Source organism: Herbaspirillum sp. RV1423, assembly GCF_000577615.1.
In the GTDB taxonomy this organism is placed as follows: Bacteria; Pseudomonadota; Gammaproteobacteria; order Burkholderiales; family Burkholderiaceae_D; genus Herbaspirillum.
The window spans coordinates 22,087-46,975 of the sequence record NZ_CBXX010000032.1 but is presented as its reverse complement, the minus strand read 5'-3'; the positions used below and the strand labels follow the sequence as shown (position 1 = coordinate 46,975).

Sequence of the window (24,889 nt, the reverse complement as noted above, 5' to 3'; positions counted from 1 at the left end):
ACTAAGAACGACGAGGAAGAGTACGCGCCGATATCAGTTCACCAGTATTCCAATCGTAGGTGTAATAGCAGTCGCCTAGCCCATCGTCACCGAAAATTTCTAATTTGCCGTCGCTCGTGTCGGCATTGTGAAAGCAGGTTTGTTCTTCTCGTGGTATGACGGTATTGAGCATGCGACCGGATAGCTTCGCCCGTTCTTCATCATGTTGGCGAACGACTGCTAATCGTTCCGCATCAAAACCCCGCATGTTAAAAGCGGGAGTTAAGACAAAGCGAACCGTGGCATCACCGCGCAAAATATAGGCATGTTTTCCGGGGGTACTGGGAATGCCATCGATGACAACAAAGCCGGTTTCGTCGGGGAGGATTTCAAAACTGTATCGATTGTAATTTGTATTTTCAAAAAAAATCTCATGCAATACACCACGATAGCTCCATTTTTTAAAAACCATTCCACCAATAGACTCGGAATTTTTTTCCAAACCGACAGGCCAGCCATGAGAAAAAGACTGCCCATTTTCCCAAACTGACAAGACATTCGTTACCTTATCCATGTAAAGCTCCTTATTTCGACACAGGTAAAAGTATGGGTTTCCCTATGGGCTTCAAATATTCTGACCGATTAGTGATACCACTCCAATCAAACGCTGCCTGCGTCCGTCCTCCTTGCAGCAATTGTCCCGTAGGCTCGGACAGTTTTCCAACATATCCGATATTCGCTGTAATCGGTTTCACGACTTCCAGCTCCATTACATATTTGGTATCGGGTTTGAATTTATTGAGAAGTGCCAAATCTTGTTTGGCAGTCGCCTGCGATGCCACGCTATCGAAGGTGGCCCAACCACCAAGAGGCGGCGTTGTAAAGTTACTATCGACATATTTCTGATACTGCGCTTCACTCAACACCATCTGCACCTTAGTCCCTGGCATCAGTTCAGCGTTAATCACCGGAGTCCCTTTGGCCCATGCTGCATCCATCCCATCTTTGATCATCTTCGCATTGGCCTGTTCAGCACTTTGAACAGACTTCAAGCCCATTTTCCCAGCGGCGACACCACCTATGGCAAGACCTGCTAGTCCCAGAGCGTCACCAGCAGCAATCTCACCGCCAGCAATGGCAAGCTGGTTACATACGACCGGATTTGATAAACAAAGACTCAATATCGGTGGAAGTGTTGTCCCTGCAGCCAATGCAACTGTGGCCAATGTAGCTTGGGCTACCGTATCCCGTATGTCGTTACCGCGCTTGGTTGCATCTGCTGCTTGCTGTGCGGTCGGTATCTTCAGACCGTTCTTGATGTAAAAATCTACGGTTTGTGGCAACTGGTTGGCATACATATTGGCATCTGCCTTCTGCGCTGCCGTGGCTTGGAACATGTATCCCGGTCCACTGCTGCCATCAGCGGGTAACATGCCATGCGCCTGCTTGAGGAAATTGCTGGCGTCTGCATCCCATGTCCCGGCTGCGCCATCCTGCAACTGTCGATACGCCTGCTGTGCCAGTATCTGTTCAGCTTGCGCATCAGTCATGCCTGAATGTTGCGCGGCATACCGGCCTCTGTCTTACCGTTGATGTTGGCAGTCATGCCACGCATTTGTTCTTCAATCTGTGCCGTTGTGTATTTTTCTTTGCTTTGTGCAGCCAGTTTTCGGGCGAGTTCTTTTTCGGTTTGATGCAACTGCCGATTGTTGGCCTCGACATTCACCGCCGACGCCATTCCTTGCGTGCCGCCCACAGCAGCACCCAACGCCGCAGCAGCCACCTGCGCCAATGCTTGCTTCACTGCGTTAGGCGCATCCAGCTTGTCGATCTGTGCTGCAATCGCAGGCATCGACACTGCCGAGGCCGTCGCACCCAGCGCACCGGCCACTCCGCCACCCAATGCGCCAGCCGCCGCATGCAGGGCGGTGCGATAGGCGCCGCCTTCAGCCCAATTCTTCGCTTCGCCTTGCAACTCCGCTTTCTTTGCTGGATCGGTTTCCTTCTCGATTTGTTTGTTGAGGGCGTTGAGCTTGCTGGTGGCATACGTGCCGATGCCCAAGGCCGCCTGCTTGCCGAAGGTCTCAGTGATCTTGGCCTGTGCCTCTACATCTTGCTGCAGGTCCTTTCCATTCCAGGTTTTCTTGAGCGCGTTGCTGTTGTCTTGGTCGCTTCTGACTGTCTTGTCGCCGGCGATGCCGGAGATACCTGATGTGGTAGTGCTCGATGCGCTGCCGCTCTCGTTGCCAATGCCGATGCCGCCGCCGTTCAAGGCGCTGTTGCCGCCGCCATATCCGCCTCCGGCACTAACGCTCTGACTCTCTGCCTTGTAGTCGCTCTTGTTCTGGATGTCGCTGGTGGTCAGACTTGCTGTCGTGAAGCTGTTCTTGCCATCTTGGACGGCCTTGTCGGTGCTGGCAATCTTGGCTCCCTTCAAGTCGGTGTTGCCGTTGACGGCGACCTTGAAGCCGTCATCTCCCGCCAGGATGCCGCTTTGCTCGGTGACGCTGACGTAGTTGCCGTCGACCTTGCTACGGCTGGCGCTGATGCTACCGCTGACCTTGCCGACGCCCGCGCTAATGCTGCCGCCCAGGCTTTGCTGCTGGCTCTTGTATTGGCTGCTGTCTTGCAGGCTTTCCACATTGAGGTTGCCGCCGACATTGATGGTGACTTGCTTGCCGCTGGCGGTGGCGCCCTGGATGTCGGTGTCGTCGCCTGATGTCATGGCGAGCTGGTTGGTCGCGTTGACATGCGTATTGGTGTGGTCGCTGTCGCTGCCGTCGCCCTTGCCGCGACTGCCGGAGGCGCTGGCATTGACCATGAAGCCGGAGCTGCCGAAGGAGATGCCGATGCTGGCCGAGCTGCCTTTGTTGGTGCTGTGTTCTTCGTTGCTGTTGCGCTGGGCCTGTAGCTTGATCTGATTGTCGGCGTGCAGGCGAATGTTGTTGCCGAGGATCTCGCTGGCTTGAATGATGAGGTTGCTGTCTTTGCCGGCACCGGTGGCAATGATATTGGTGTTGCCGCCTGCGGCCACGGTGGAGCCGGCCGACGTCGTGCTGCTTTGCACGGTGTTGCTCTGGTTGCTGGAGCTGCCCATCGAGACGGCGAGATCGATACCGCCGGCCGGGGCGGCGCTGCCATTTACTGCTGCTGCGGCGTTGGCTACTGCCAGCGCAGAGGCAACATCGGCCAGCACTTTGCTGCGACCGTCTTTAGTCTTTTGTTTGGCGTCTTGCATGCTCATCACCGTCTGCACGGCACTCACGACTGGGTTGGTGATTTGCACCGTGACGCCTTGCTGCTTGAACTGGGTCTCTTGCGTGTTCTGCTCGGTGTTGACACCGGCCAGGATGTCGACCTGTTTGCCGCTGATGCTGATGTCGCCTTGCGGCGCGATGACGGTGCTGGCGATCTGGCTGTAACGGTTGCCGGCGGCCAGGGTCACATTGCCGTTGGTGGCGCCCACGGTCGATGCGCTTGCCGTGGTGGTAGTGCGGGTCTGGTCGGTGCTTTGCATCTTGCTGCCGACGGTGACGCCAAGGCCGCCGCTGCTGAACATGCCCGAGGTGGTTTCTTTCTTGTAATGGCTTTCGCTGCTGGTGTCGGTCGCGGCGACGATGTTGAGGTCATTGACGGCAGTGATTTGCGTGCCTTGCGTGGAGACGACGTCGCTGCCGGTGATGGTGGCGCTGTTGCCGGCGGCGAGCACCGCGGTGTTGCCGCTGAAGGTGCTGCCGCTTTGCCGGCTGTAGCTGCTGGCGTCGTCCGTTTGCGTGGTCTTGCCGCTGAGGATGCCGCTGGAACTCTTCTGGTGCTCGTCGCGCGCGCTGGCCGATGCATTGGCGGTGCCGATGTTGAGGTTGTTGCCGGCGATGGCGGCCAGTGCAGCGGCGGCGATCGCCTGCGTGCCTTTGGTGGTGAGGTCATGGCCGGCGTTGATGCTGATGTTGTTGCCGGCGATTTGGGTGGCGACCTCCTGGCTGGCGGTCACTGTGGCGCGATTGACGCCAACCTCTTTGGTGCCGTGCGCGCCGTTGGCGGCGTCGAGGAAGTTAGGACCGGTGAGCGTGCCGACCCAGTTGGAGGCGCCTTTGTCATCGGCCCAGCGTATCTGCTCGGTGTAGCCTTCCGTGACCGTGCCGAGGTTGACGTCGCGTACCGCAGAGAGGTTGGCGTTGCCGGTAGCATTGATCACGGCGGCGTTGGCGGTGATGTCGCGCCCGGCTGCCATCGTCAGGGTGGTACCGGTGACGCTGGCGACGCTGTCGATATTGGTGCCGGTTGTGGTGGCGTTGACGGTCGCTACGCTGGTGCTGTTGACGTTGATGTCGCGCCCGGCCATTGCGGTGACGCTGTTGCTGCCGTCGATGGCCCCGCCCAGGTTGTTGATGTCGGTCTGCGCCTGCAATGCCGTGTCGGTGCCGCTGATACGTCCGCCGAGATTGTTGATGTTGTTGCCGGCAAGGACGGCTGTATTTTTGGCGGCAATCGTGCCGTTGTTGAGGATGTCGCCTGCGGTCTGGTAATTGACGTTGTTGCCGGCAATCAGCGTGCCTTCGCCGGTCACTTGCAGGCGGTTGGCGCGCAGGTAGACCTGCGGCACCAGCACGTCTTGCTGGCTGCCGTCGGCCAGCGTGACAGTTTGCTTGACCAGCCAGACGATGTCGGAGGTGAGCATGGCCATCTGGGTGGCGGTGAGCGCCACGCCGAGCTGGTAATGGAAGGTTTGCGCCATCTGCACGCCGGCAGTCATGAGCGCCTGGTATTGCGCTTCGTTGCTGGTGTAGTTGCCTGCATAGCGTTGGCCGATGGCTTTTTGAATCTGTTGCTGGACCAGGAGCTGCTCGTAGAAGCCGTCGCCGATACGTTTCATGACCAGGTTGGGATCCTGGCTCAATTGGGTCAGCATGAAGTCTGAGCTGAGCCAACTGCGGTAGTTGGCGAACTGCGGGTCGGTGGCAACCAAATAGCGGTTGTTGCCGGGCACGAACAGCGAGTTATTGGGCAAAGCGATATCGGGGTTGCTGGTGCGCACCACCATGCTGGCGTTACCGGGAACTGCACTGGGTATGTTCTTGAGTGTCTTGTCTTGTTGCGCGCCGCTGCCGTTGGTGGGGGTGATGTCCAACACGAAGCTGGTTTGCACCGATTGGCCTTCGTAGGGACGGTCGTCGTAGCGGCGGTCATCGGCACTGAAACGATGGCTTTTGATGTAGGTATATTTGGCCCGGCCGGTGGTGGTGACGACTTGCGTTCCAGTCTCGCCATTGTTGGCGGGCTTGGTGCCGAGCACGTTGTTGCCGGTGTTGTCGCCGCCGGCAATGATCTGGCTGTTGCGGTTGTTGACGGCCTGGCTGTTAAACCGCAGGTTGCCGCCAGTAGTGATCAAGGCGGGGTCGCTACGGGTGACTTTGGTGCGGGCGATCTGTTCGGTGCCGTCGTAGATGGTCCATTCGCTGACCATTTGCCCAGAGGGGAGCATCAGCCGGTAGTTGTCTTCATCGCCCATTTGCGTCCAGTCGGTCACAATCTGGCCGCTGTCTTTATTGATGAGTGTGACGCTGTTGGCGTCGAGCTTTTCGGTCGCGCCGTTCAGGCGATATTGGACGATGCGACGGCCGGTGCTGTTCTCGACCATCGTTTCCAGATGGGCGTTGTTGTTGTTGACGATGTTGTGGTTGATCGTGGCATTGCCGTCGGCGGCAATGGTGGCGCTGCTGTTGTTGATGCTGTCGCCCATGCCGATGGCTTGATGGCCGGCATCAAGCGCATTGCCGGTGACCAGGTCGCCGGCAGAATAAAGCAGGGCATGGTCGCTGTTGTTGATGACGGCGACACCGAGATCCATGCGCACGCGCGCGGCGATGACCGGTGCCGAGGTGACGCCGTTGACGGTTTCTGGAAGATTGTTGAGCGTGTCACCGGAGAGAGCCACGTGGTCGCCGTAAATACGGCCGGTGCCGATGTTGTTGACGGTCGGGCTGTCGATGAAGGTGTCGCTGCCGTCGATCAGCCCGCGATTGATAAAGGTATGGCTATCGGTGGCGCGCAGTTGATGGGTCTTGGCGATGAGTTGGCCGCCAGTCTGGTTGTCGATAGATTTGGCAGTGGCGGCGAGTGTCTTGCCGGCAAGCAGCTTGCCGCTATTGGTCAGTTTGCCGGCAGTCGTGATGCTGGTGTTGCCGTCGGCTTGCGTGGTGTCGCTGTTGCGGTAGTCTGCGTCGAGCTTGATCGACAGATCGCCCAGGCTGAGCACTTTGCCGTCACCGGTCATGGCGGCGCTGTCGACAGCCAGTTGCTTACCGGCGACGAGCGTGCCGCCGGTATTGACGATGGCCTGCGTTTTTAGCGTAGACCCGGGCACACCGGCGGCACGGGTGTCGTGTACGTCCAGCATCCGGCCTGCGGACAGCGAGCCGTTGGTATTGTCGATGGCGCCTGCGCCGGCCATCATCAGATCGGTGTTGGCGCGAACTGTGCCCGCCTTGTTATTGACGGTGGTCGCGGCAATCGTCACCGTCTGGCCTTGTATGCCGAGATCAGCGCCGGTGGTGTTGCTGTTGTTGATGCTGGCCGCCGTGATCGTGGTGGCAGTGGTGGAACGGACCAGGCCGCCGTTGCTATTGTCGAGCTGACCGGTGCCGAGGGCCAGCGTTGTGCTGCCACCCGCCTGGAACTGGCTGCCCTGGTTGATCACCCCGGTAGCAGTGCCGGCGATATCTTGCGTGGCGGTGATGCTGCCTTTGTTTTGCAGCAGACCGTCTACCGTGACGATGACATCGCCGGCCCCGGCGCCAATGGCGCCGGCGTTGTTCATGCCGACACCATGCTCGGTACCGACCAGAACGATCTGCCCCGAATACATGCCTGCCAGCTTCGCCACGTCAACGGAAAATTGACCGGGTGCCGCACCCGTTGCCCCACTGGTCGGTGTCACGACGCTATTGTCGGCAGAGATGGTATTGACGCCGGTGCTGACCTTGAGCTTGTTGGACCAGATGTTGGCGTTGACCTGCACGGCGCGCGCCATGATGTCGGTGTAGTCGGTCGATTTGGCGTCGAGGCCCCTGCCGTCGATGGTGACCGTGCCGCCAGTGACGCGATGGGAATCGAGCGCGCCGCCGACGATGCTTGGTGTGCCGGTAGTCAGGGTCGCACGGCTGGCGTTCAGGAAGCCGCAGCCAGAACAAGTGATGCCCATCGGGTTGGCGATGATGACCTGCGCGCGATCGCCGGCGACTTCGATATAGCCGCTCAGTTTGCTGGGATTGCTTGAATTGACTTCGTTGAGAATGATCTTGGCGGTGCCGGTGGCCAGCCAGGGGTTGCCTTGGACATAACCACCAAGGTCGGTCTTATAACCACGCTCGGTCTTGTAGTTGCTTGAACCGTTGTTGAGAATGACGCCCTTGCTGTCGACATCAAACTGACTATAGACATTGCGCGAGACGCCTTGCGCGCTGGGAGTCTGGATATTGACCAGCGGCACACCGTTGCCGGTTTGGAGCACGGTGGGCCGTTGATTACCGGGAGCGTTACGGTAGGCCACGACCTGAGCGTCGACAACGGTAACGCTGCCGAAGAGCGCGGCAATGCCGACGGCCAAATGACACAAGCGCAAGGAGAATAAATCAGTGAGTGCGGAGAACGCTGCAATGAACGAAGCCGCATTGCCGTTGGAACGACCTTTGCCACGTGCATTTGCTGTTTCTGCAACCGCCGCGTATTCGCCCGTTTTTTGGTTGAATACGATGCGATATAGATGCTTGTTCATTTCCCCGCGCCCGCTCAATCATTGGTCAAGCGCGTGACTATAGATATCTGCTTCCACTCCTCATATAGGAAAAGTCCCAAAAGCAGAGATACAACGAAAATCTAGAATTACTTCGACCAATCTCCAACAATTAATCGTTTCGATGGAGGGGATTATCTGCGGCAAGAACATCCGCATGTGATCGGCGTTGGCAGCCATCCGTCATGATCATGCCGCCGACCAAGCCGGACAGACATCCACACCCTGCTCCGTTATTCCGGAACAGGGTGCGCGGCTTTCAAAGGGATGCTTAAGCTGATTTGATGTTGTCCGGCGACAGCGGAATCTTGCGCAGGCGCTTGCCGGTCGCGGCGAACAAGGCGTTCGCCACCGCCGGGCCGACCAGTGCGGTGGCCGGTTCGCCGATGCCGCCGGGTTTTTCCGTGCTCTTGACCAGCGTCACGTCGATGCGCGGCATCTGCAACATGCGGATGACCGGATAGTCGTGGAAATTGGTCTGCTGCACGCGGCCTTTGTCGAGCGTGATTTCGGCGCCGAGCGTGGACGACAGGCCGAAGGCGATGCTCGATTCGATCTGCGCTTCCACCGTATCGGGATTGACCATGCGGCCGAGGTCGGCTGCCACCCACATCTTGTGTACGGTGATCTCGTTGTCCTTCACCGAAATCTCCGCGACCTGCGCCATGTACGTGTCGTAGCCCTCCATCAGCGCGATGCCGCGGCTGCGTCCGGCCGGCAGCGGGTTGCCCCAGCCGGCTTTGGTCGCCGCTATCTTGAGTACGTTGGCAAAGCGCGGCTGCTTGTCGAGCATGGCCAGGCGGAACAGGTAAGGGTCCTTGCCGGTGGCGGCAGCCATTTCGTCGATGAAGCTTTCATTGGCGAAGGCATTCAGCGCGTGGCTGACCGAACGCCAGTAACCGACGCGCAAACCGCTGTCGTGCTCGATCAGTTCCTGCGTCATGTTGGGAATGTCGTAGCCGACCACCGAAGCCTCGGACATGAAGGGATCGAGCGCGCCCTTGGGCAGGCCGAAGGCGCGCTGCGTCACCGATTGCGACGTCAACTGGAAGGTCAGCGCAACCGGCTTGCCGGATGCATCGAGTCCGCCCGCCATGCGGTGGAGAGCCATCGGCCGGTAGAAGTCGTGCGTGGTGTCGTCCTCGCGGGTCCAGAGCAGCTTGACCGGTTTGCCGACGGCCTTGGAAATCTCGGCGGCCTGCACCGCGAAATCGTATTCCAGCCGACGACCGAAACCGCCGCCGAGGAAAGTCGTTTTGACGGTGACGTCTTCCGGCTTGAGTCCCAGCGCGGCGGCGACGTTGCCTTGCGTGCCCTGCTGGAATTGCGCCGGCCCGACGACCAGGCATTTGCCGTCCTTGTAATCGGCCGTGAAATTCTGCGGCTCCATGGTGGCGTGCGCCAGCAGCGGCGACCAGTATTCGGCCTGCATGGTTTTGGCGGCGGTCTTCATGGCGGCGTCGGCGTCGCCGGTCTTCTTGATCGGCGTCGGCGCATCCTTGGCGTTGCGTATGCCGTCCATCATCGATGCGTTGTCGATGCGCGCCACCGGTCCTTCGTCCCAGGTCACCGTCAGCGTTTCGCGCGCCTTCTTGGCGCGCCAGTAGCTGTCGGCCACCACCGCGACGCCGTCGCGGATCTGCACCACATCGATCACGCCCGGCATCGCCTTGGCCTTGCCGGAGTCAAAGCTCACGACCTTGCCGCCGATGACCGGACACTGCTCCAGCGAGGCGTAGACCATGCCCGGCAACTTGACATCGATGCCGAACACGGCGGTGCCGTTGACCTTGCGCGGCGTGTCGAGGCGCTTGGTGGCCTTGCCGATGATCTTGAAATCCTTGGGATCCTTCAACACCACATCCGTCGGCACCGGCAGCCTGGAGGCCGCGTCGGCCAGTTCGCCGTAGGTCGCCTTGCGGCCGCCCGGACCGATGACCTTGCCGTCGCTCACGTGCAGTTTGGAGGCATCGACATTCCATTTCTGCGCCGCCGCCGTAACCAGCATGGTGCGCACCTGCGCGCCGGCCACGCGCAGTTTTTCCCAGCCTTCGCGCACCGAGGTCGAACCGCCGGTAAGCTGGCCGCCAAGCAGCGTATTGGTGTAGACCTCGCCGACCGGCGCGATCTCGACATTGATCTTGCGAATGTCGACGCCGAGTTCTTCGGCGATCAGCATCGGCATCGAGGTGTAGACGCCCTGTCCCATTTCCGAACGCGCGGAGATCAGCGTGATGGTGTTGTCGTCGGCAATGTGGACCCAGGCATTGGGGGTGTAGAGCGTGCCGGCCGCCTGCGCATCGCTGACTGCTCCCGGCAGGCTGACGCCCAGCGTGAGGCCGCCGCCGACCAGCGCCGTTACCTTGAGGAAATCCCGTCGTGTGGTTGTCATGGCAGTCTCCTCAGGCCTTGCGCATTTCCGCGGCGGCGCTCTTGATCGCGGCGCGGATGCGGTTGTAGGTGCCGCAACGGCAGATGTTGCCGCTCATGGCGTTCTCGATATCGGCGTCGCTGGGGTTCTTGTTGGTGCGCAGCAAGGCGGCGGCGCTCATCAACTGGCCCGACTGGCAGTAGCCGCATTGCGGCACGTCGTGCGCGATCCAGGCTTTTTGCAGCGGATGGGAATTGTCCTTGGACAGGGATTCGACGGTGGCGACCTTCTTGCCCGCCGCCGCCGAGACCGGCGTCTGACACGAGCGTATCGGCGCGCCATCGAGCTGCACGGTACAGGCGCCGCACAAGGCCACGCCGCAGCCGAACTTGGTGCCGGTCAAACCGATTTCATCGCGGATCACCCACAACAGCGGGGTGTCCGGTTCCGCCTGCACTGTCACTTGCTTACCGTTGAGGTTGAAGCTGGTTGTCATCTTTTTCACTCCTCCGACGTCCTGTTGGGTAGAACATCGGGGAAGACGTCAATCCGTCCGGATGTCCATGCCTGGCGCGATCGAGAGTGCCGGGGAGACTATGTCAGAGACAGCGGCGGAGAAGACTTCAGGAAAAGCTGGAAAGCAATTCTCTCTCGATTGCGTTTGCAGATAATAGGCTTATCCGAAAAAATTTGCAGGAGAAATGGCTCGCTATTCCCATCCGTATATGGCGCTGGTGGCTGGTTTTCGACCGGTACAGGCTAAGACGTCCATGCGATCCTAAATCGGCAGTTCAAGAAAATTTCGTAAAATCCGGCTTGCGCTTCTCGAAGAACGCCGTGAACGCTTCCTTCGCCTCCGGCGCCGTCAACATCTTGGCAAAGTGTTCGATCTCGGCTGTCATCTGCGCCTCGGTCGCGGCGACGCGGTTCTTCTTCATCAACTGCTTGGTGATGCGGATCGAACTGGCCGGCAGCGCAGCCAGTTTGGCTGCCTGCTTCTGCGCGAACGGCAGCAGTTCGTCTTGCGTCAGCACGCGGTTGACGATGCCCATGTCGTGCGCTTCGGCGGCGTCGAAGGCTTCGCCGAGCAACAGCTTTTCGGCGGCGCGCTGGTAGCCGGCGATATGCGGCAGCAGCAGCGAGGAAGCCGCTTCGGGGCACAAACCCAGTTGGGTGAACGGCATGGACAACCTGGAGTTGTCGGCGGCGTAGACGAGGTCGCAATGCAGCAGCATGGTGGTGCCGATGCCGACGGCCACGCCCGCGACGGCGGCGACGACCGGCTTGCCGGCGTGGCTGAGTTCCCACAGGAACTGGAACACCGGCGCCTCCTTGCTGTTGGGCGGATTCTTGAGGAAGTCCTCGAGGTCGTTGCCGGCGGTGAAAGCTTGCGGCTTGCCGGTGAACAGGATGACGCGCACCGCGCTGTCGGCTTCGGCGTCGCGGATGGCGTCGGCCATCTGCTGGTACATCGCGGCGGTGATGGCGTTCTTCTTTTCTTCACGGTTGAAGCCGATGCTCAGGATACCGTTGTCTTTGGTGATCTGGATGTCCATATGTCTCCGATGAAAAAGGCCGCACTGCCTGGGAGACGTGCGGCCTGTTCTTTGCTTTTTTGACTTCTGCGTACGTTACATGCGCTCGAAAATACCGGCTGCGCCCATGCCGGTGCCGACGCACATGGTCACCATGCCGTACTTCAGGTTCTTGCGGCGCATGGCGTGGATGGTGGTCGCGGCGCGGATCGCGCCGGTCGCGCCGAGCGGGTGGCCGAGTGCAATCGCGCCGCCCATCGGGTTGACCTTGGACGGATCGAGGCCGAGGTCCTGGATCACGGCCAGCGCTTGTGCGGCGAAGGCTTCGTTCAGTTCGATCCAGTCCAGTTGATCCTGGGTGATGCCAGCGGCGCGCAGGGCGACGGGGATGGCTTCCTTCGGACCGATGCCCATGATTTCCGGCGGCACGCCGCGCACGGCGAACGAGGCGAAACGCGCCAGCGGAGTCAGGTTGAATTGCTTGAGGATCTTTTCGCTGACGAGGATCAATGCGCCGGCGCCGTCGGAGGTCTGCGAGCTGTTGCCGGCGGTGACGCTGCCCTTGGCGGCGAAGACCGGCTTGAGCTTGGTCAACGCTTCGATGGTGCTGTCGGCGCGCGCGCCTTCGTCCTTGTTGACGGTGCGGGTCTTGATGTCGATCTGGCCGGTCGCCAGGTTGGGGAAGCGCTCGACGATGTCGACCGAAGTGGTCTCGTCGTTGAATTCGCCGGCCAGTTGCGCGGCGATGGCCTTCTGGTGGGAGGCCAGCGAAAACGCGTCCTGCGCTTCGCGCGAGACCTTCCATTGCTGGGCGACTTTTTCCGCGGTCAGGCCCATGCCGTAGGCCATGCCGATGTTCTCGTCCTTGAACGCGCCCATGTTGATCGATGGATGGAAGCCCATCATCGGCACCATGGACATCGACTCGGCGCCGCCGGCGATCATGACGTCGGCCTGGCCGACGCGGATGCGGTCGGCCGCCATCGCGATCGCGGTGATGCCGGATGCGCAGTAGCGGTTGACGGTGACGCCGCCGACGGTATTGGGCAGGCCGGCCAGCAGCACGGCATTGCGCGCCATGTTGAGGCCTTGCGCGCCTTCGGGGAAGGAGCAGCCGATGATGGCGTCTTCGATCAGTTTCGAATCGAGGCCAGGGACTTGCGCGAGGGCCGATTGGATAACGCGTACCAGCAGGTCGTCCGGGCGCACGTTCTTGAACATGCCGCGCGGCGCTTTGCCGATCGGGGTGCGCGTCGCAGCAACGATGTAGGCGTCTTGAAGTTGTTTGGTCATTTATGGCTCCTGATTTTTTACGTGGTTCGATGCATTGGCGGAAATTAATTCCGAACAGGTTTGCCTGTCTGCATCATTCCCATGATTCGCTCTTGCGTCTTCGGATGGTTCAGCAGTTCCATGAACGCCTTGCGTTCCAGATCCAGCAGCCATTGCTCGTTGACCACGCTGCCCTCTTCGACTTCGCCGCCGCTGACGATCTCGGCGATCATCTGGCCCAGCTTGAAGTCGTGCGCGGAGATGAAGCCGCCGTCGCGCATGTTGACCAGTTGCGCCATGATGGTGCCGACCCCGTAGCGGCCGACCACCGGTACCTGCGGCGCCAGCGCCGGGCGGTAGCCGGAGTCGAACATGGCGCGCGCTTCGACCTTGGCGACGTGCAGCAATTCGTAAGCGTTGAAGACGATGACGTCGTCCGCCTTGAGGTAACCGAGCTTGCGTGCTTCCAGCGCCGACTTGGAGACGTTGGCGGTGGCCGCGGCCAGCATGTAATCCTTGAGGAATTGCAGGATGTCGTTGCCCTTGGCTTCCCTGGCGGCGCGCACGGCGGCTTCTTTCAGGCCGCCGCCGGCAGGGATCAGGCCGACGCCGACTTCCACCAGGCCGATGTAGGACTCGATCGACGCGACGCGCTTGGCGGCGTGCAGCAGCAATTCGCAACCGCCACCCAATGCCAGGCCGGCGACTGCGGCGACGACCGGGACGTTGGCATACTTGAGGCGTTGATGCGCCTGTTGCAGGTGATGCACGACCGGTTCGATGGCTTTGACGCCGCCCGACATGAACAGCGGCAGCATCGATTGCAGGTCGGCGCCGGCCGAGAACGCGCCGCCCTCGGCTGCATCAGCGTGCCAGATCACCAGGCCCTTGAAATTCTTTTCGGCTTCGTCGATAGCCTTGTTGATGCCGTCGATGACGCCCTGGCCGATGACATGCATCTTGGTCTTGAAGGACAGGACCAGGACGTCGTCGTTTTGATGCCAGATGCGCACCGAATCGTCTTCGAAGAAGGTGGTGCCGGCGGTCTTGCCGTCGGCGGCGCCTTCGCCGACCAGCGGCGCGCGGAATGCCTGGCGTTGATAGACCGGCAGTTCGGATCGGGCGACGTTGGCTTTCTTCGATGGCGACCAGGAACCTTGCGCGGTGTGGACGCCTTCACGTCCGTCGAACACCCATGCCGGCAGCGGCGCGGTCGACAATGCCTTGCCGGCGTCGATGTCTTCCTTGATCCAGGTGGCGATTTGCTGCCAGCCGGCTGCTTGCCATGTCTCGAACGGGCCGACGCTCCAGCCGAAGCCCCAGCGCATGGCGAAGTCGAGGTCGCGCGCGTTGTCGGCGACCGTTTCCAGATGCACGGCGATGTAGTGGAAGGCGTCGCGGAAGATCGCCCACAGGAACTGGCCTTGCGGGTTGGTCGAATCGTGCAGCGCCTTCATGCGCTTGACCGGGTCCTTCTCTTTCAGGATGCGCGCAATGATGTCGTCGGCCTTGCCGCCGCCGGGGACGTAGTCGCCCTTGGCCGGATCGATGCGCAGGATGTCCTTGCCGACCTTCTTGTAGAAGCCGGCGCCGCTCTTCTGACCCAACGCGCCCTGCTCGACCAGCTTGGCCAGCAACGGCGGCGTGGCATACGAAGAGAAGAACGGATCGTCCTTGAGGTTGTCCTGCATGGTCTTGATGACGTGACCCATGGTGTCCAGGCCGACCACATCGGCGGTGCGGAAGGTGCCCGACTTGGCGCGGCCGAGCTTGGCGCCGGTCAGGTCGTCGACGACGTCGACCGACAGGCCGTATTTTTCCGCTTCGATGACAGTGGCCAGGATGCCGAACACGCCGACGCGATTGGCGACGAAGTTGGGCGTGTCGAAGGCGCGCACAACACCCTTGCCCAGCGTGGTGGTCAGGAAGGCTTCGAGCTTGTTGAGGATCTCAGGATCGGTGGTCGCGGTCGGGATCAGTTCGACCAGATGCATGTAGCGCGGCGGGTTGAAGAAGTGCACGCCGCAGAAGCGCGATTTCAGTTCGACGTCGAAACCTTCGGACAACGCGGTGATCGACAGGCCGGACGTGTTGGAGGCAAAGATGGCGTTCGGCGCGATATGCGGTGCGACCTTCTTGTACAGGTCATGCTTCCAGTCCATGCGCTCGGCGATCGCTTCGATGATCAGGTCGCAGCCGGCCAGGATGTCCAGGTTGTCTTCGTAGTTGGCGACCTGGATCAGGGCGGCGTCATCCTTGTTGCCCAAGGGCGCCGGACTGAGTTTCTTCAGGTTGTCGATGGCGCGCTGGACGATACCGTTTTTCGGGCCTTCCTTGGCCGGCAGGTCGAACAGTACGACCGGCACTTTGGCATTGATGCAGTGCGCGGCAATCTGGGCGCCCATCACACCCGCGCCGAGGACGGCTACTTTTTTGACGATGAAGTTGGACACGCGTGTCTCCTTTTAGTGATGCAGAAATGAAGTCTGGCCAATCAGGAAGCGGTACGCAAAACCCGGCAAAAAAACGGATGGTTTGCGACACTCTACGCCTTCCCGCAATTTTTTACAGCATGCTGCGCTGTGATGACACTGGCGTGACGGCGAGGTTCTTAAAACTTGCCGTCTGGCTGGTACTTTAGGCATTCACGCCGCTGGGTCCCAGCGTTCGCTGGGACGACGGATTAATTTGAGGTCGATGACAGAATCAAACACCTTCAAATCTCGCACCGTCGTCCTGACGAACGTCAGGACCCAGCGGCGTTTGTAACTTAGAACAGATCCGCGTCCAGCGCCATCAGATTGGCCGAGCCGGAGCGCGCCTGACGGATCAGCGTCGCTGTCTCGGGCAACAGGCGTGCGAAGTAGAACCGCGCGGTCGCCAGCTTGGACTTGTAGAAGTTGTCGCCGGAATCCTGCTTTTCCAGCGCGATCTTGGCCATTTGCGCGAAGAAATATGCGTAGACTAGATGTCCCACCACGCGCAGGTAAGGCACGGCGGCGGCGCCGACTTCGTCCGGGTTCTGGAAGGCCTTCATACCGATTTCCATGGTCAGCTTGCTCACTTTGTCGCCGATGTCGGCCAGCGGCGAGATGAACTCGGACATCGCTTCGTCGGTGCCGTTGTCTTCGATGAAGGCTTGGACTTGCGCGCCGAATTTCTTCAGCTTGGCGCCGTTGTCCATCAGAATCTTGCGGCCCAGCAAATCCAGCGACTGGATGGTGTTGGTGCCTTCGTAGATCATGTTGATGCGGGCGTCGCGCACGTATTGCTCCATGCCCCATTCGGCGATGTAGCCGTGCCCGCCGTAGACTTGCAGGCACTCGGACGTGGCGATCCAGGCGTTGTCGGTGATGAAGGCCTTGACCACCGGGGTCAGCAGCGCGACCTGGTCGGCGGCTTCCTTGCGGACTTCTTCATCGGGATGGTTCAGTTCCTTGTCCAGTTGCAGCGCGACGTAGGAGCAGAATGCGCGGCCGCCTTCGGCATAGGCTTTTGCCGTGAGCAGCATGCGGCGCACGTCGGGATGCACGATGATCGGATCGGCGGCCTTGTCCGGCGCCTTCACGCCCGACAGGCTGCGCATCTGGATGCGGTCTTTGGCGTAGACCAGGGCGTTCTGATAGGCGACTTCGGTCAGGCCAAGGCCCTGCATGCCGACGCCCAGGCGCGCGGCGTTCATGAACACGAACATCGCGTTCAGACCCTTGTGCGGTTCGCCGATCAGCCAGCCGGTGGCGCCGTCCAGATTCATCTGGCAGGTGGCGTTGCCGTGGATACCCATCTTTTCTTCGATGGCGCCGCAGGTGATCGGATTGCGCGCGCCGAGCGAGCCGTCGGCGTTCGGCATGAACTTCGGCACGATGAACAGCGAGATGCCCTTGGAACCCTGCGGCGCATCCGGCAGGCGCGCCAGCACCAGATGGATGATGTTGTCCGACATGTCGTGTTCGCCGGCCGAGATGAAGATCTTGCTGCCGGTGATCTTGTAGGAACCGTCGGCTTGCGGCTCCGCCTTCGAGCGCAGCAGGCCGAGGTCGGTGCCGCAGTGGGCTTCGGTCAGGCACATGGTGCCGGTCCATTCGCCGGAAACCAGCTTCGGCAGGTACAGCGCCTTTTGCTCGTCGGAGCCGTGCGCGTGCAGGCATTCGTAGGCGCCGTGCGACAGGCCGGGATACATGGTCCAGGCCTGGTTCGACGAGTTTAGCATTTCGTAGAACGAATTGTTCATCACCAGCGGCAAGCCCTGGCCGCCGAATTCCGGATCGCAGGACAATGCGGCCCAGCCGGTTTCGACGTATTGCTTGTAGGCTTCCTTGTAGCCCTTGGGCGGCGTGACGCTCTTGGTTTCCTTGTTGTAATGGCAGCCTTCGCGATCGCCCGAGTGGTTCAGCGGGAACAGTACCTGCGAGGTGAATTTGCCGCCCTCTTCCAGCACCTGGTCGATCAGTTCGCGGTTGGTGTCGGCGTGCGCCGGCAAGGTTTTGAGGATGTCTTCTACCTTCAGCAGCTCATGCAGAACGAATTGCATGTCGCGAAGGGGGGCGTTGTATTGGGGCATTTTTTGTCTCCGGCAGAACTGATGGATCAGGAAATGAGTCAGGAATAATTGAAAACGTCTACGCTGCTTTTTTTGCAGGGGATTTGGCGCTTTTGCCGCCGGCGGCCTTGGCCGGCGCCGATGTCTGCGGGTTGCGGTAACTGTCGATCAGGCGGTCGAAGCCGGCCTGGGCGCGTTCCACGCTGCCCGGGATCTTGAGGAAGCGCGCATCGTGATGCAGCGCCAGGATCAGGCCGTAGATTTCGTAGACCATCTGCTCGACATCGATGTCGCTGCGCAGGTCGCCCATTTCCATCGATTGCTTGATGCAGCGATACAGCGCGTCGCGCCATGCCTGCACCATCGCCACCAGATGGTCGCGGATGGCGCCCGGACGGTCGTCGTATTCGACGGCGCCGCTGATGTAGATGCAGCCGAGCGCGATTTCCACGCTGACCAGCTTGACCCAGCGTGCAAACATGCTTTGCAGGCGTTGCAGCCCGCGCGGTTCCTTGATGCTGGGATAGAAGACTTCCTGCTCGAAACGATGGTGATACAGGCGCACCACCTCGATCTGCAAATCTTCGCGCGAACCGAAATGGGCGAATACGCCGGATTTGCTCATCTTCATTTTCTCGGCGAGCAAACCGATGGTGAGGCCTTCCAGGCCGTCGCGGCTGGACAACTCCAGCGCCATGTCGAGAATGGCGGCGCGCGTCAGCTCGCCCTTGCGCATGAACTTCGGCCGTGTCAGGGATGAGGATGATGTCTCAATCATTGCTATATCTCGAAAAACGCCAACTTGGGTATGCTGCGCCGGTGTTTATCGTTGTCTTCGGCTTACTTGGGCAGCGCAGAATTTTTTATGCGAACGGTCGTACTATTATTCATTGCATGCCAAATGTCAAACGAAAAATGAGAGCGCCTTCAAATTGTTTCTAATGATGTGGCGACGGCGGCCGTTCTGCCGCCAGAAGAATTTGCGAACTCAAAACAACCGTCGTCCTGACTCACGCCAGGACCCAGCGTCGTATCGGCCGTCTTCACGACACTGGGTCCCAGCGTGCGCTGGGACGACGGCCGGGAAAGCAAGCTTCGCTGAACGGCATTTGCCCGTCATCGGGTAATGCCGTTCAGTGAAGTGTAAAAGCGCCTTACTGCATTGCCAGTCCATCACAACCGTCGTCCTGACGAAAGTCAGGACCCAGTGTCGTATCGGCCGTCTTCACGACGCTGGGACGACGGTGGTATTGAACTGAGCGGCATTGGAGCCGGCAACCGCTTTTTCAGGAAGAAGACTGGTCCAACAGACGCCGGTCGCGCTTGGTCGGGCGGCCCTTGATGGCGGCCGCCGGTTCGCGGAAGAAACGATGCTGTTCGGCAAGCAACCGGCGCTTTTCGACGCTGGCGGCGGTCTCGCCGTACAAGCCCTGCGCGACAGCGGCCGAACCGCGCTTGTCGGCGATGCCGCAGACCCGGACCTCCCATTCGGCGGCGCCGTTGTCGATCAGCAGCATGTCGCCGATCCTGAGGTTGTGCGAAGGTTTGGTGCGCTCGCCGTTGAGCTTGACCTTGGCGCGTTCGACCGCGTCGGTCGCCAGCGAGCGCGTCTTGAAGAAGCGCGCCGCCCAGAGCCATTTGTCGATACGGGTGGAATCCATAGCTGCCATGAAGGAAAATAAAAATGCCGGCCTTGATGATTTTCCATCAAGGCCGGCATGTTCTGCATTTTCGGCTTTACTTCTTTACTTGTCAGGCGAGGACCGCAGTCCTCGCCGACACCGCATCAGCGCTCGAGCGCCAGCGCCACGCCCATGCCGCCGCCGATACACAAACTGGCCAGACCGCGCTTGGCGTCGCGGCGGATCATTTCGTGCAGCAGCGTGACCAGCACGCGGCATCCGGAAGCGCCGATCGGGTGGCCGATGGCAATCGCGCCGCCGTTGACGTTGATCTTGCTGGTGTCCCAGCCCATTTGCTTGTTGACGGCAATCGCCTGCGCCGCGAAGGCTTCGTTGATTTCCATCAGGTCGAGGTCTTGCGGCGTCCAGCCGGCTTTCTTCAAGGTCAGTTGCGACGCCGGCACCGGGCCCATGCCCATGATGCTCGGATCGAGACCGGCCGAGGAATACGACTTGATCCTTGCCAGCACCGGCAAGCCCAGTTCGGCAGCCAGCCTGGCTGATGTCACGATCACGGCGGCGGCGCCGTCGTTGATGCCGGAGGCGTTGCCGGCGGTGACGGTGCCGGCTTTGTCGAATGCCGGACGCAGGGCGGCCAGCGCTTCGGCGGTGACGCCCGGCTTGACGAATTCATCGGTGTCGAACACCACTGTTTCTTTCTTGCCTTTGATTTCGATCGGGATGATTTCATCCTTGAACTTGCCGGCCTTTTGCGCGGCTTCGGCCTTGTTTTGCGAAGCGGCGGCGAACTCGTCCTGCTCCTGGCGCGAGATGTCGAATTTTTTGGCGACGTTTTCCGCGGTAATGCCCATGTGGTATTGGTTGTAGACGTCCCACAGGCCGTCGACGATCATGGTGTCGGTCAGCTTGGCGTCGCCCATGCGGAAGCCGTCGCGCGAATGGTTCAGCACGTGCGGCGAAGCACTCATGTTTTCCTGGCCGCCGGCAATCACGATCTGGGCGTCGCCGCATTTGATTGCTTGCGCCGCCAGTTGCACTGCCTTCAGGCCGCTGCCGCAGACCTTGCCGACCACGAAGGCCGGCACCATATTGGGCAGCCCGGAGCTGATCACTGCCTGGCGCGCCGGATTCTGGCCGACGCCGGCGGTCAGCACCTGACCGAGGATGACTTCGCTGATGCTTTCCGGCTTGATGCCGGTCTTCGCCAACAGCGCCTTGATGACTTGCGCGCCGAGATCGGAGGCGGCGATTTTCGACAAGGAACCGCCGAACTTGCCGACTGCTGTTCTCTGTGCTGCAACAATGACGACGTCATCCATGTTTCACTCCTTTGATTAAATATCCTGAAGTCTTTCCGAGGGTGGATTGACTTGCTTGTTGAAATCCGGGGACGTCCATCTTAGTCCATTTCAGGAGCGATGGCGATACGGTGGATTTTCGGTATGAGAGTCGCAATTATTCAAATTTTTCTATCTATATAAAAAAACGCCGCGGCCCTTGTGGGACTGCGGCGTTCTCGATACCGACCTTCCGATTGGTATGCCTCACGGCGCCATCATTTGCTGCCGGCCTTGAGCGCGGCGACTGCTTTCGCCACACCCGCGCCGTAGGTCGGATCGGCCTTGGTGCAGTTGTCGATGTGACGCTGCACGACCGGTTCCGACGCGCCGTTGATGGCGCGCGCGGTGTTTTCGAACAAGACCTGTTGCTGGGCCGGCGTCATCAATTGGAACAAGGCGCGCGGCTGCGAGAAGTAGTCGTCGTCGACGCGGTGGTTCCAGTGGTCGGCGGCGCCTTCGATGGCCAGCGGCGGTTCGCGAAAGTCAGGCTGCTCCTGCCATTGGCCGTAGCTGTTCGGCTCGTAACCCAGCGTCGCGCCGTGATTGCCGTCCACGCGCATGCTGCCGTCGCGGTGCGAGGTATTGACCGGGCAGCGCGCGGCGTTGACCGGAATCTGGAAGTGGTTCACGCCCAGGCGGTAACGATGCGCATCGCCGTACGAGAACAAACGGCCTTGCAGCATCTTGTCCGGCGAAAAACCGATGCCCGGCACGATGTTGGCCGGCGAGAAAGCGGCCTGCTCGACTTCGGCGAAGTAGTTTTCCGGATTGCGGTTCAACTCCAGCACGCCGACTTCGATTTCCGGATAGTCCTTGTGCGGCCACACCTTGGTCAGGTCGAACGGATTGATGCGATAGCTGCCGGCATCCTTCTCGGGCATGATCTGGATGAACAGCTTCCAGCGCGGAAAGTCTTTGTTCTCGATGCTGTCGAACAGGTCACGCTGCGCGCTTTCGCGGTCGCGGCCGACCAGGTCTTGCGCTTCGGCGTCGGTCAGGTTCTGGATGCCTTGCTGGGTCTTGAAGGCGAACTTGACCCAGTAACGCTCGTTGGCGGCATTGATGAAGCTGTAGGTGTGGCTGCCGAAGCCGTGCATGTGGCGATACGAACGCGGGATGCCGCGATCGCTCATGACGATGGTGACCTGGTGCAGCGCTTCCGGCAACAGCGTCCAGTAATCCCAGTTGTTGTTGGCGCTGCGCAGATTGGTTTTCGGATCGCGCTTGACGGCGCGGTTCAGGTCCGGGAATTTGTGCGGGTCGCGCATGAAGAACACCGGCGTGTTGTTGCCGACCAGGTCCCAGTTGCCCTGCTCCGTATAGAACTTGATCGCGAAACCGCGGATGTCGCGCTCGGCATCGGCCGCGCCGCGTTCGCCGGCAACCGTCGAGAAACGCAGGAACAGATCTGTTTTCTTGCCGATTTCGGAGAATATCTTGGCCTTGGTGTATTTGGTGATGTCGTGCGTCACGGTGAAGGTGCCGTACGCCGCCGAACCCTTGGCGTGCATGCGGCGCTCGGGAATCACTTCACGATCGAAGTGGGCCAGTTTTTCGAGGAACCAGACATCTTGCAGCAAAGCCGGGCCGCGCGGACCGGCGGTCTGGATATTGTTGTTGTCTGCTACCGGGGCGCCTGCAGCGGTGGTTAATTTATTGCTCATGTCACATCCCTTAAAAGAGCTAGGTTAGAAGACCCGCATCTGTGAACTGCTTGATACGGCGCTGCATGAACTTTAATTAAAACAATTGAAAATAAGAAATTGATTGTTTTTATTGATCAAATAGGAATTTCGTTGCACCGGCCATCACGCTAGGCGTCCTGCCCCAGAGTGATGATGTGGATGATGCCGCGATAAAACAGGAAAGCCGTGCCGTACCAGAGTTTCTTGTACCAAGGCGAATGGAGGAAGTCCTGCAGTTGCACCAGCCGCCCCTCGCTGACGCCGACTTCGATCTCGGTGCGCAGCGTCGAGGCGAAACCGGCATCGCTGATGACGACGTTGGCTTCCTGGTTGACGAACAGACTGAGGCCGTCATAGTTGCTGGAGCCGACGGTGGCCCATTCGTCGTCGATCACCGCGACTTTGGCGTGCAATTGCGTCCTCGTGTATTCGACGATACGCACGCCGGCCTTGAGCAGCTTGGGATAAAAGGAATGCGCCACCGCATCTTGCAGGTAGAACTGCCCGACGCCGAGCAACAAGGTCACGCGCACGCCGCGCATGGCGGCCTCCTCCAGAGCGCGGCGCAGTTTGCGGCCCGGTGCGAAATAGGGACTGGTCAGGAAAGCCGTCTCACGCGACCGCCCCAGCGCCTGCAAATACGCGCGCTGGATGGTGCGGCGATTGCGCAGGTTGTCGCGCACCACCAGTCCGGCCAGTGCGGGCCCTTTCTCGACGCCATACCCGCTGACGCGGCGCGCCATCTTGAAACGATCCCAGCGCGCACGCAGCTTCATCTTGCCGATGCGTATCCACTGGTCCTGCATTTCCCGATGCACGGCCTCCACCAGCGGACCGCCGATGCGCACGCCGAAATCCCAGCGCGGCGCCGGCAAGGGCGCATGGCGCCCTTCGTCGGAGAAGAAATCGTCGTTGATGTTGAGACCGCCGGCAAAAGCCCATTTGCGATCGACCACGCACAGCTTGCGATGGCTGCGCGCCACGCCGCGCCTGAACCAGGAGTTGAACGAGCGATGCTGGACGCCCGCCTGGGCAAGGCTGGCCTTGAGTTGCTTGGTCTCGACGCGGCCCGTGCCGAGCCAATCGGTGATGACGCTGACGATGACGCCTCGTTTTGCCGCGCGCGTCAAGGCATCGCGCACCAGGATGCCGGTATCGTCAATGCTGAAGATATAGGTTTCGAGATAGACCTCGGTACGGGCTTCGTCGATTGCCGCAATCAGCGCCGGGAAAAATTCGGCGCCGCTGCGCAACAGACTGACGTCGTTGCCGCCGCTATAACTGATCACGCGCATGGCAAACCCGGGAAGCGAAAAGAATCAACGAAGAATTAAGCAAGGAATGGTCAATCGGAAGTCGGCGTTGCCGTCATTTTAAGCGCAAGGTGCTGATGATAGGGGCATGGTCCGACAGCGTCGCCCATAAGCCGCCGCGCAAGACCTCTGCCGATTCGACTTCGAAGCCGCGCAGGTAAATGCGGTCCAGCCGCAACCACGGCATCGATGCCGGAAAAGTGCGCGCCGGCAGCACCACCGGGCGCATGCCGCCGAGCTTGCGCAGGTAGCTCATCAAGCCGTACGGCACGGCTTGCTGCTCGAAGACTTCGGTCACGCCGAGGCGGATCCGCAGGAAGTCGCTAAGCTTGTTGCCCCAGTCGTTGAAATCGCCCGCGATGATGATAGGCGCATCCGGCGGCGAGGACGCGCGCACCGCTTCGATCAGCGCGGCGGTCTGGCGGTTGCGGCTGCCGGCAAACAAACCGAGGTGGATGACGTAGCAATGGATATCGGTGCCCTCGACGTTGACCACGCAATGCAGGATGCCGCGCGACTCGTAAGCATGGTCGGATACGTCCTGATTGCGCGCCGACGCGATCGAAAAACGCGACAGCAGCGCATTGCCGTGATGGCCGTGGTCGTAGATCGCATTCACGCCGTAAGCAGCGTGATGCGACTCGCCGGCCAGGTATTCATGCTGCGCCTGCTGCGGCCAGTGCGCGGCATGGCGCAAGGCGATGCGGTCGTGCCGCCCCTGCACTTCCTGCAGGAACAGCAAATCGGCGTCAAGCTGGGTCAGCGCCTGCTTGAGCGCGTGGATGCGCGGCCGTCCGCTGAAGGTGGTCACGCCTTTGTGGATGTTGTAAGTGGCTATGCGTAACTTCATACGATCGGCAAAACCCCTTGTTCAATACAGCATGTCATACAGAAGCCCCCTGCAAATTCATTCTGCAGGAAGCAAGTATCGCGGCAATTGCAGAATCGCTTCCGCATTCGACGGCGAGAAACACCGGTCGGCGGCTTCGCGGTACGGCAGCCACTGGTAGCGCGTGTGCTCGCGCGGCGCCAGCGTGACCGGAATGCCGCGCGGCACCAGCAAGCCGAACACATGCTCGGTGTTGCGCGTCACGCCGGGCGCATAGCGGTGCCGCCAGACCGGATAGATGTCATAGACGTTCGACAGGCGCCAGTCGCGTAGATGATCGCACGGAACGCGATTGCCGGCTGTCGGCGCAACACTCATTTCGTCGCTGACGATGATCCCGGTTTCTTCGCCGACTTCGCGTCGGGCGGTTTCGGACAACGGCTCGTCGGGCGCATCCTTGGAACCGGTCACCGATTGCCAGTAACCGGCCTTGTCGACGCGCTCAATCAGCAGGACATCAAGCTCCGCAGTATAGATGACGACCAGGACGGACTCGGGAATCTTGTATGGCGGCATGTTTCCACTGGATA

Annotated in this window: 16 protein-coding genes; all 16 read right to left on the bottom strand. The window is 60.4% G+C overall.

The window, feature by feature from the left end; translation table 11 throughout:
• Nucleotide 1 precedes the first annotated feature (1 nt).
• Entirely contained in the window at nucleotides 2-553 is a 552-nt protein-coding gene (locus tag RV1423_RS30000; protein WP_155835210.1) for a hypothetical protein, read from the bottom strand.
• A 10-nt stretch (nucleotides 554-563) separates the two neighbouring features.
• Nucleotides 564-1,529, bottom strand: coding sequence for a hypothetical protein (locus RV1423_RS30415; RefSeq protein ID WP_034301282.1), 966 nt, complete (start codon nucleotides 1,527-1,529; stop codon nucleotides 564-566).
• Nucleotides 1,526-7,753 (bottom strand): hemagglutinin repeat-containing protein, encoded by a 6,228-nt coding sequence (locus tag RV1423_RS21685; RefSeq protein ID WP_034301280.1) that lies wholly within the window; start codon nucleotides 7,751-7,753, stop codon nucleotides 1,526-1,528. Before RV1423_RS21685 ends, RV1423_RS30415 begins: the two co-directional genes overlap by 4 nt.
• A 289-nt stretch (nucleotides 7,754-8,042) precedes the next feature.
• Nucleotides 8,043-10,163 (bottom strand): xanthine dehydrogenase family protein molybdopterin-binding subunit, encoded by a 2,121-nt coding sequence (locus RV1423_RS21680; RefSeq protein WP_034301278.1) that lies wholly within the window; start codon nucleotides 10,161-10,163, stop codon nucleotides 8,043-8,045.
• A 10-nt stretch (nucleotides 10,164-10,173) separates the two neighbouring features.
• Nucleotides 10,174-10,638 (bottom strand): (2Fe-2S)-binding protein, encoded by a 465-nt coding sequence (locus RV1423_RS21675; protein WP_034301276.1) that lies wholly within the window; start codon nucleotides 10,636-10,638, stop codon nucleotides 10,174-10,176.
• A 295-nt stretch (nucleotides 10,639-10,933) separates the two neighbouring features.
• Nucleotides 10,934-11,698, bottom strand: coding sequence for an enoyl-CoA hydratase (locus RV1423_RS21670; protein WP_034301274.1), 765 nt, complete (start codon nucleotides 11,696-11,698; stop codon nucleotides 10,934-10,936).
• Nucleotides 11,699-11,773: 75 nt separating this feature from the next.
• Complete coding sequence (locus tag RV1423_RS21665) at nucleotides 11,774-12,970, bottom strand: acetyl-CoA C-acyltransferase (RefSeq protein WP_034301270.1); 1,197 nt, start codon at nucleotides 12,968-12,970, stop codon at nucleotides 11,774-11,776.
• A gap of 44 nt (nucleotides 12,971-13,014) precedes the next feature.
• A complete protein-coding gene (locus tag RV1423_RS21660) occupies nucleotides 13,015-15,402 on the bottom strand; it encodes a 3-hydroxyacyl-CoA dehydrogenase/enoyl-CoA hydratase family protein (RefSeq protein WP_034301268.1) in 2,388 nt (795 codons plus the stop codon).
• Nucleotides 15,403-15,719: 317 nt separating this feature from the next.
• The gene (locus tag RV1423_RS21655; protein ID WP_034301266.1) at nucleotides 15,720-17,510 is read right to left on the bottom strand and encodes an acyl-CoA dehydrogenase C-terminal domain-containing protein; all 1,791 of its coding nucleotides are present in this window, start codon (nucleotides 17,508-17,510) and stop codon (nucleotides 15,720-15,722) included.
• 58 nt (nucleotides 17,511-17,568) lie between these two features.
• Nucleotides 17,569-18,267: a TetR/AcrR family transcriptional regulator gene (locus RV1423_RS21650; RefSeq protein WP_197034984.1), complete on the bottom strand. Its 699-nt coding sequence runs from the start codon at nucleotides 18,265-18,267 to the stop codon at nucleotides 17,569-17,571.
• Between the two features lie 508 nt (nucleotides 18,268-18,775).
• Nucleotides 18,776-19,150, bottom strand: a complete 375-nt coding sequence (locus tag RV1423_RS21645; protein ID WP_034301314.1) for an RNA-binding S4 domain-containing protein — start codon at nucleotides 19,148-19,150, stop codon at nucleotides 18,776-18,778.
• Between the two features lie 125 nt (nucleotides 19,151-19,275).
• A complete protein-coding gene (locus RV1423_RS21640) occupies nucleotides 19,276-20,451 on the bottom strand; it encodes an acetyl-CoA C-acetyltransferase (RefSeq protein WP_034301260.1) in 1,176 nt (391 codons plus the stop codon).
• A 236-nt stretch (nucleotides 20,452-20,687) separates the two neighbouring features.
• Nucleotides 20,688-22,136 (bottom strand): catalase, encoded by a 1,449-nt coding sequence (locus RV1423_RS21635; protein ID WP_034301258.1) that lies wholly within the window; start codon nucleotides 22,134-22,136, stop codon nucleotides 20,688-20,690.
• A gap of 149 nt (nucleotides 22,137-22,285) precedes the next feature.
• Entirely contained in the window at nucleotides 22,286-23,452 is a 1,167-nt protein-coding gene (locus tag RV1423_RS21630) for a phosphatidylserine/phosphatidylglycerophosphate/cardiolipin synthase family protein (RefSeq protein ID WP_034301255.1), read from the bottom strand.
• Nucleotides 23,453-23,525: 73 nt separating this feature from the next.
• Nucleotides 23,526-24,320 (bottom strand): endonuclease/exonuclease/phosphatase family protein, encoded by a 795-nt coding sequence (locus RV1423_RS21625; protein ID WP_034301250.1) that lies wholly within the window; start codon nucleotides 24,318-24,320, stop codon nucleotides 23,526-23,528.
• A 57-nt stretch (nucleotides 24,321-24,377) separates the two neighbouring features.
• Complete coding sequence (gene nudB, locus RV1423_RS21620) at nucleotides 24,378-24,875, bottom strand: dihydroneopterin triphosphate diphosphatase (protein WP_034301248.1); 498 nt, start codon at nucleotides 24,873-24,875, stop codon at nucleotides 24,378-24,380.
• Between the last annotated feature and the right edge of the window lie 14 nt (nucleotides 24,876-24,889).

What these genes read in the sequence shown, in the direction of transcription:
- RV1423_RS30000 (WP_155835210.1), bottom strand. Translation starts at nt 553, where the DNA reads ATGGATAAGGTAACGAATGTCTTGTCAGTTTGGGAAAATGGGCAGTCT.
- RV1423_RS30415 (WP_034301282.1), bottom strand. Translation starts at nt 1,529, where the DNA reads ATGACTGATGCGCAAGCTGAACAGATACTGGCACAGCAGGCGTATCGA.
- RV1423_RS21685 (WP_034301280.1), bottom strand. Translation starts at nt 7,753, where the DNA reads ATGAACAAGCATCTATATCGCATCGTATTCAACCAAAAAACGGGCGAA.
- RV1423_RS21680 (WP_034301278.1), bottom strand. Translation starts at nt 10,163, where the DNA reads ATGACAACCACACGACGGGATTTCCTCAAGGTAACGGCGCTGGTCGGC.
- RV1423_RS21675 (WP_034301276.1), bottom strand. Translation starts at nt 10,638, where the DNA reads ATGACAACCAGCTTCAACCTCAACGGTAAGCAAGTGACAGTGCAGGCG.
- RV1423_RS21670 (WP_034301274.1), bottom strand. Translation starts at nt 11,698, where the DNA reads ATGGACATCCAGATCACCAAAGACAACGGTATCCTGAGCATCGGCTTC.
- RV1423_RS21665 (WP_034301270.1), bottom strand. Translation starts at nt 12,970, where the DNA reads ATGACCAAACAACTTCAAGACGCCTACATCGTTGCTGCGACGCGCACC.
- RV1423_RS21655 (WP_034301266.1), bottom strand. Translation starts at nt 17,510, where the DNA reads ATGCCCCAATACAACGCCCCCCTTCGCGACATGCAATTCGTTCTGCAT.
- RV1423_RS21650 (WP_197034984.1), bottom strand. Translation starts at nt 18,267, where the DNA reads ATGATTGAGACATCATCCTCATCCCTGACACGGCCGAAGTTCATGCGC.
- RV1423_RS21645 (WP_034301314.1), bottom strand. Translation starts at nt 19,150, where the DNA reads ATGGATTCCACCCGTATCGACAAATGGCTCTGGGCGGCGCGCTTCTTC.
- RV1423_RS21640 (WP_034301260.1), bottom strand. Translation starts at nt 20,451, where the DNA reads ATGGATGACGTCGTCATTGTTGCAGCACAGAGAACAGCAGTCGGCAAG.
- RV1423_RS21635 (WP_034301258.1), bottom strand. Translation starts at nt 22,136, where the DNA reads ATGAGCAATAAATTAACCACCGCTGCAGGCGCCCCGGTAGCAGACAAC.
- RV1423_RS21630 (WP_034301255.1), bottom strand. Translation starts at nt 23,452, where the DNA reads ATGCGCGTGATCAGTTATAGCGGCGGCAACGACGTCAGTCTGTTGCGC.
- RV1423_RS21625 (WP_034301250.1), bottom strand. Translation starts at nt 24,320, where the DNA reads ATGAAGTTACGCATAGCCACTTACAACATCCACAAAGGCGTGACCACC.
- nudB (WP_034301248.1), bottom strand. Translation starts at nt 24,875, where the DNA reads ATGCCGCCATACAAGATTCCCGAGTCCGTCCTGGTCGTCATCTATACT.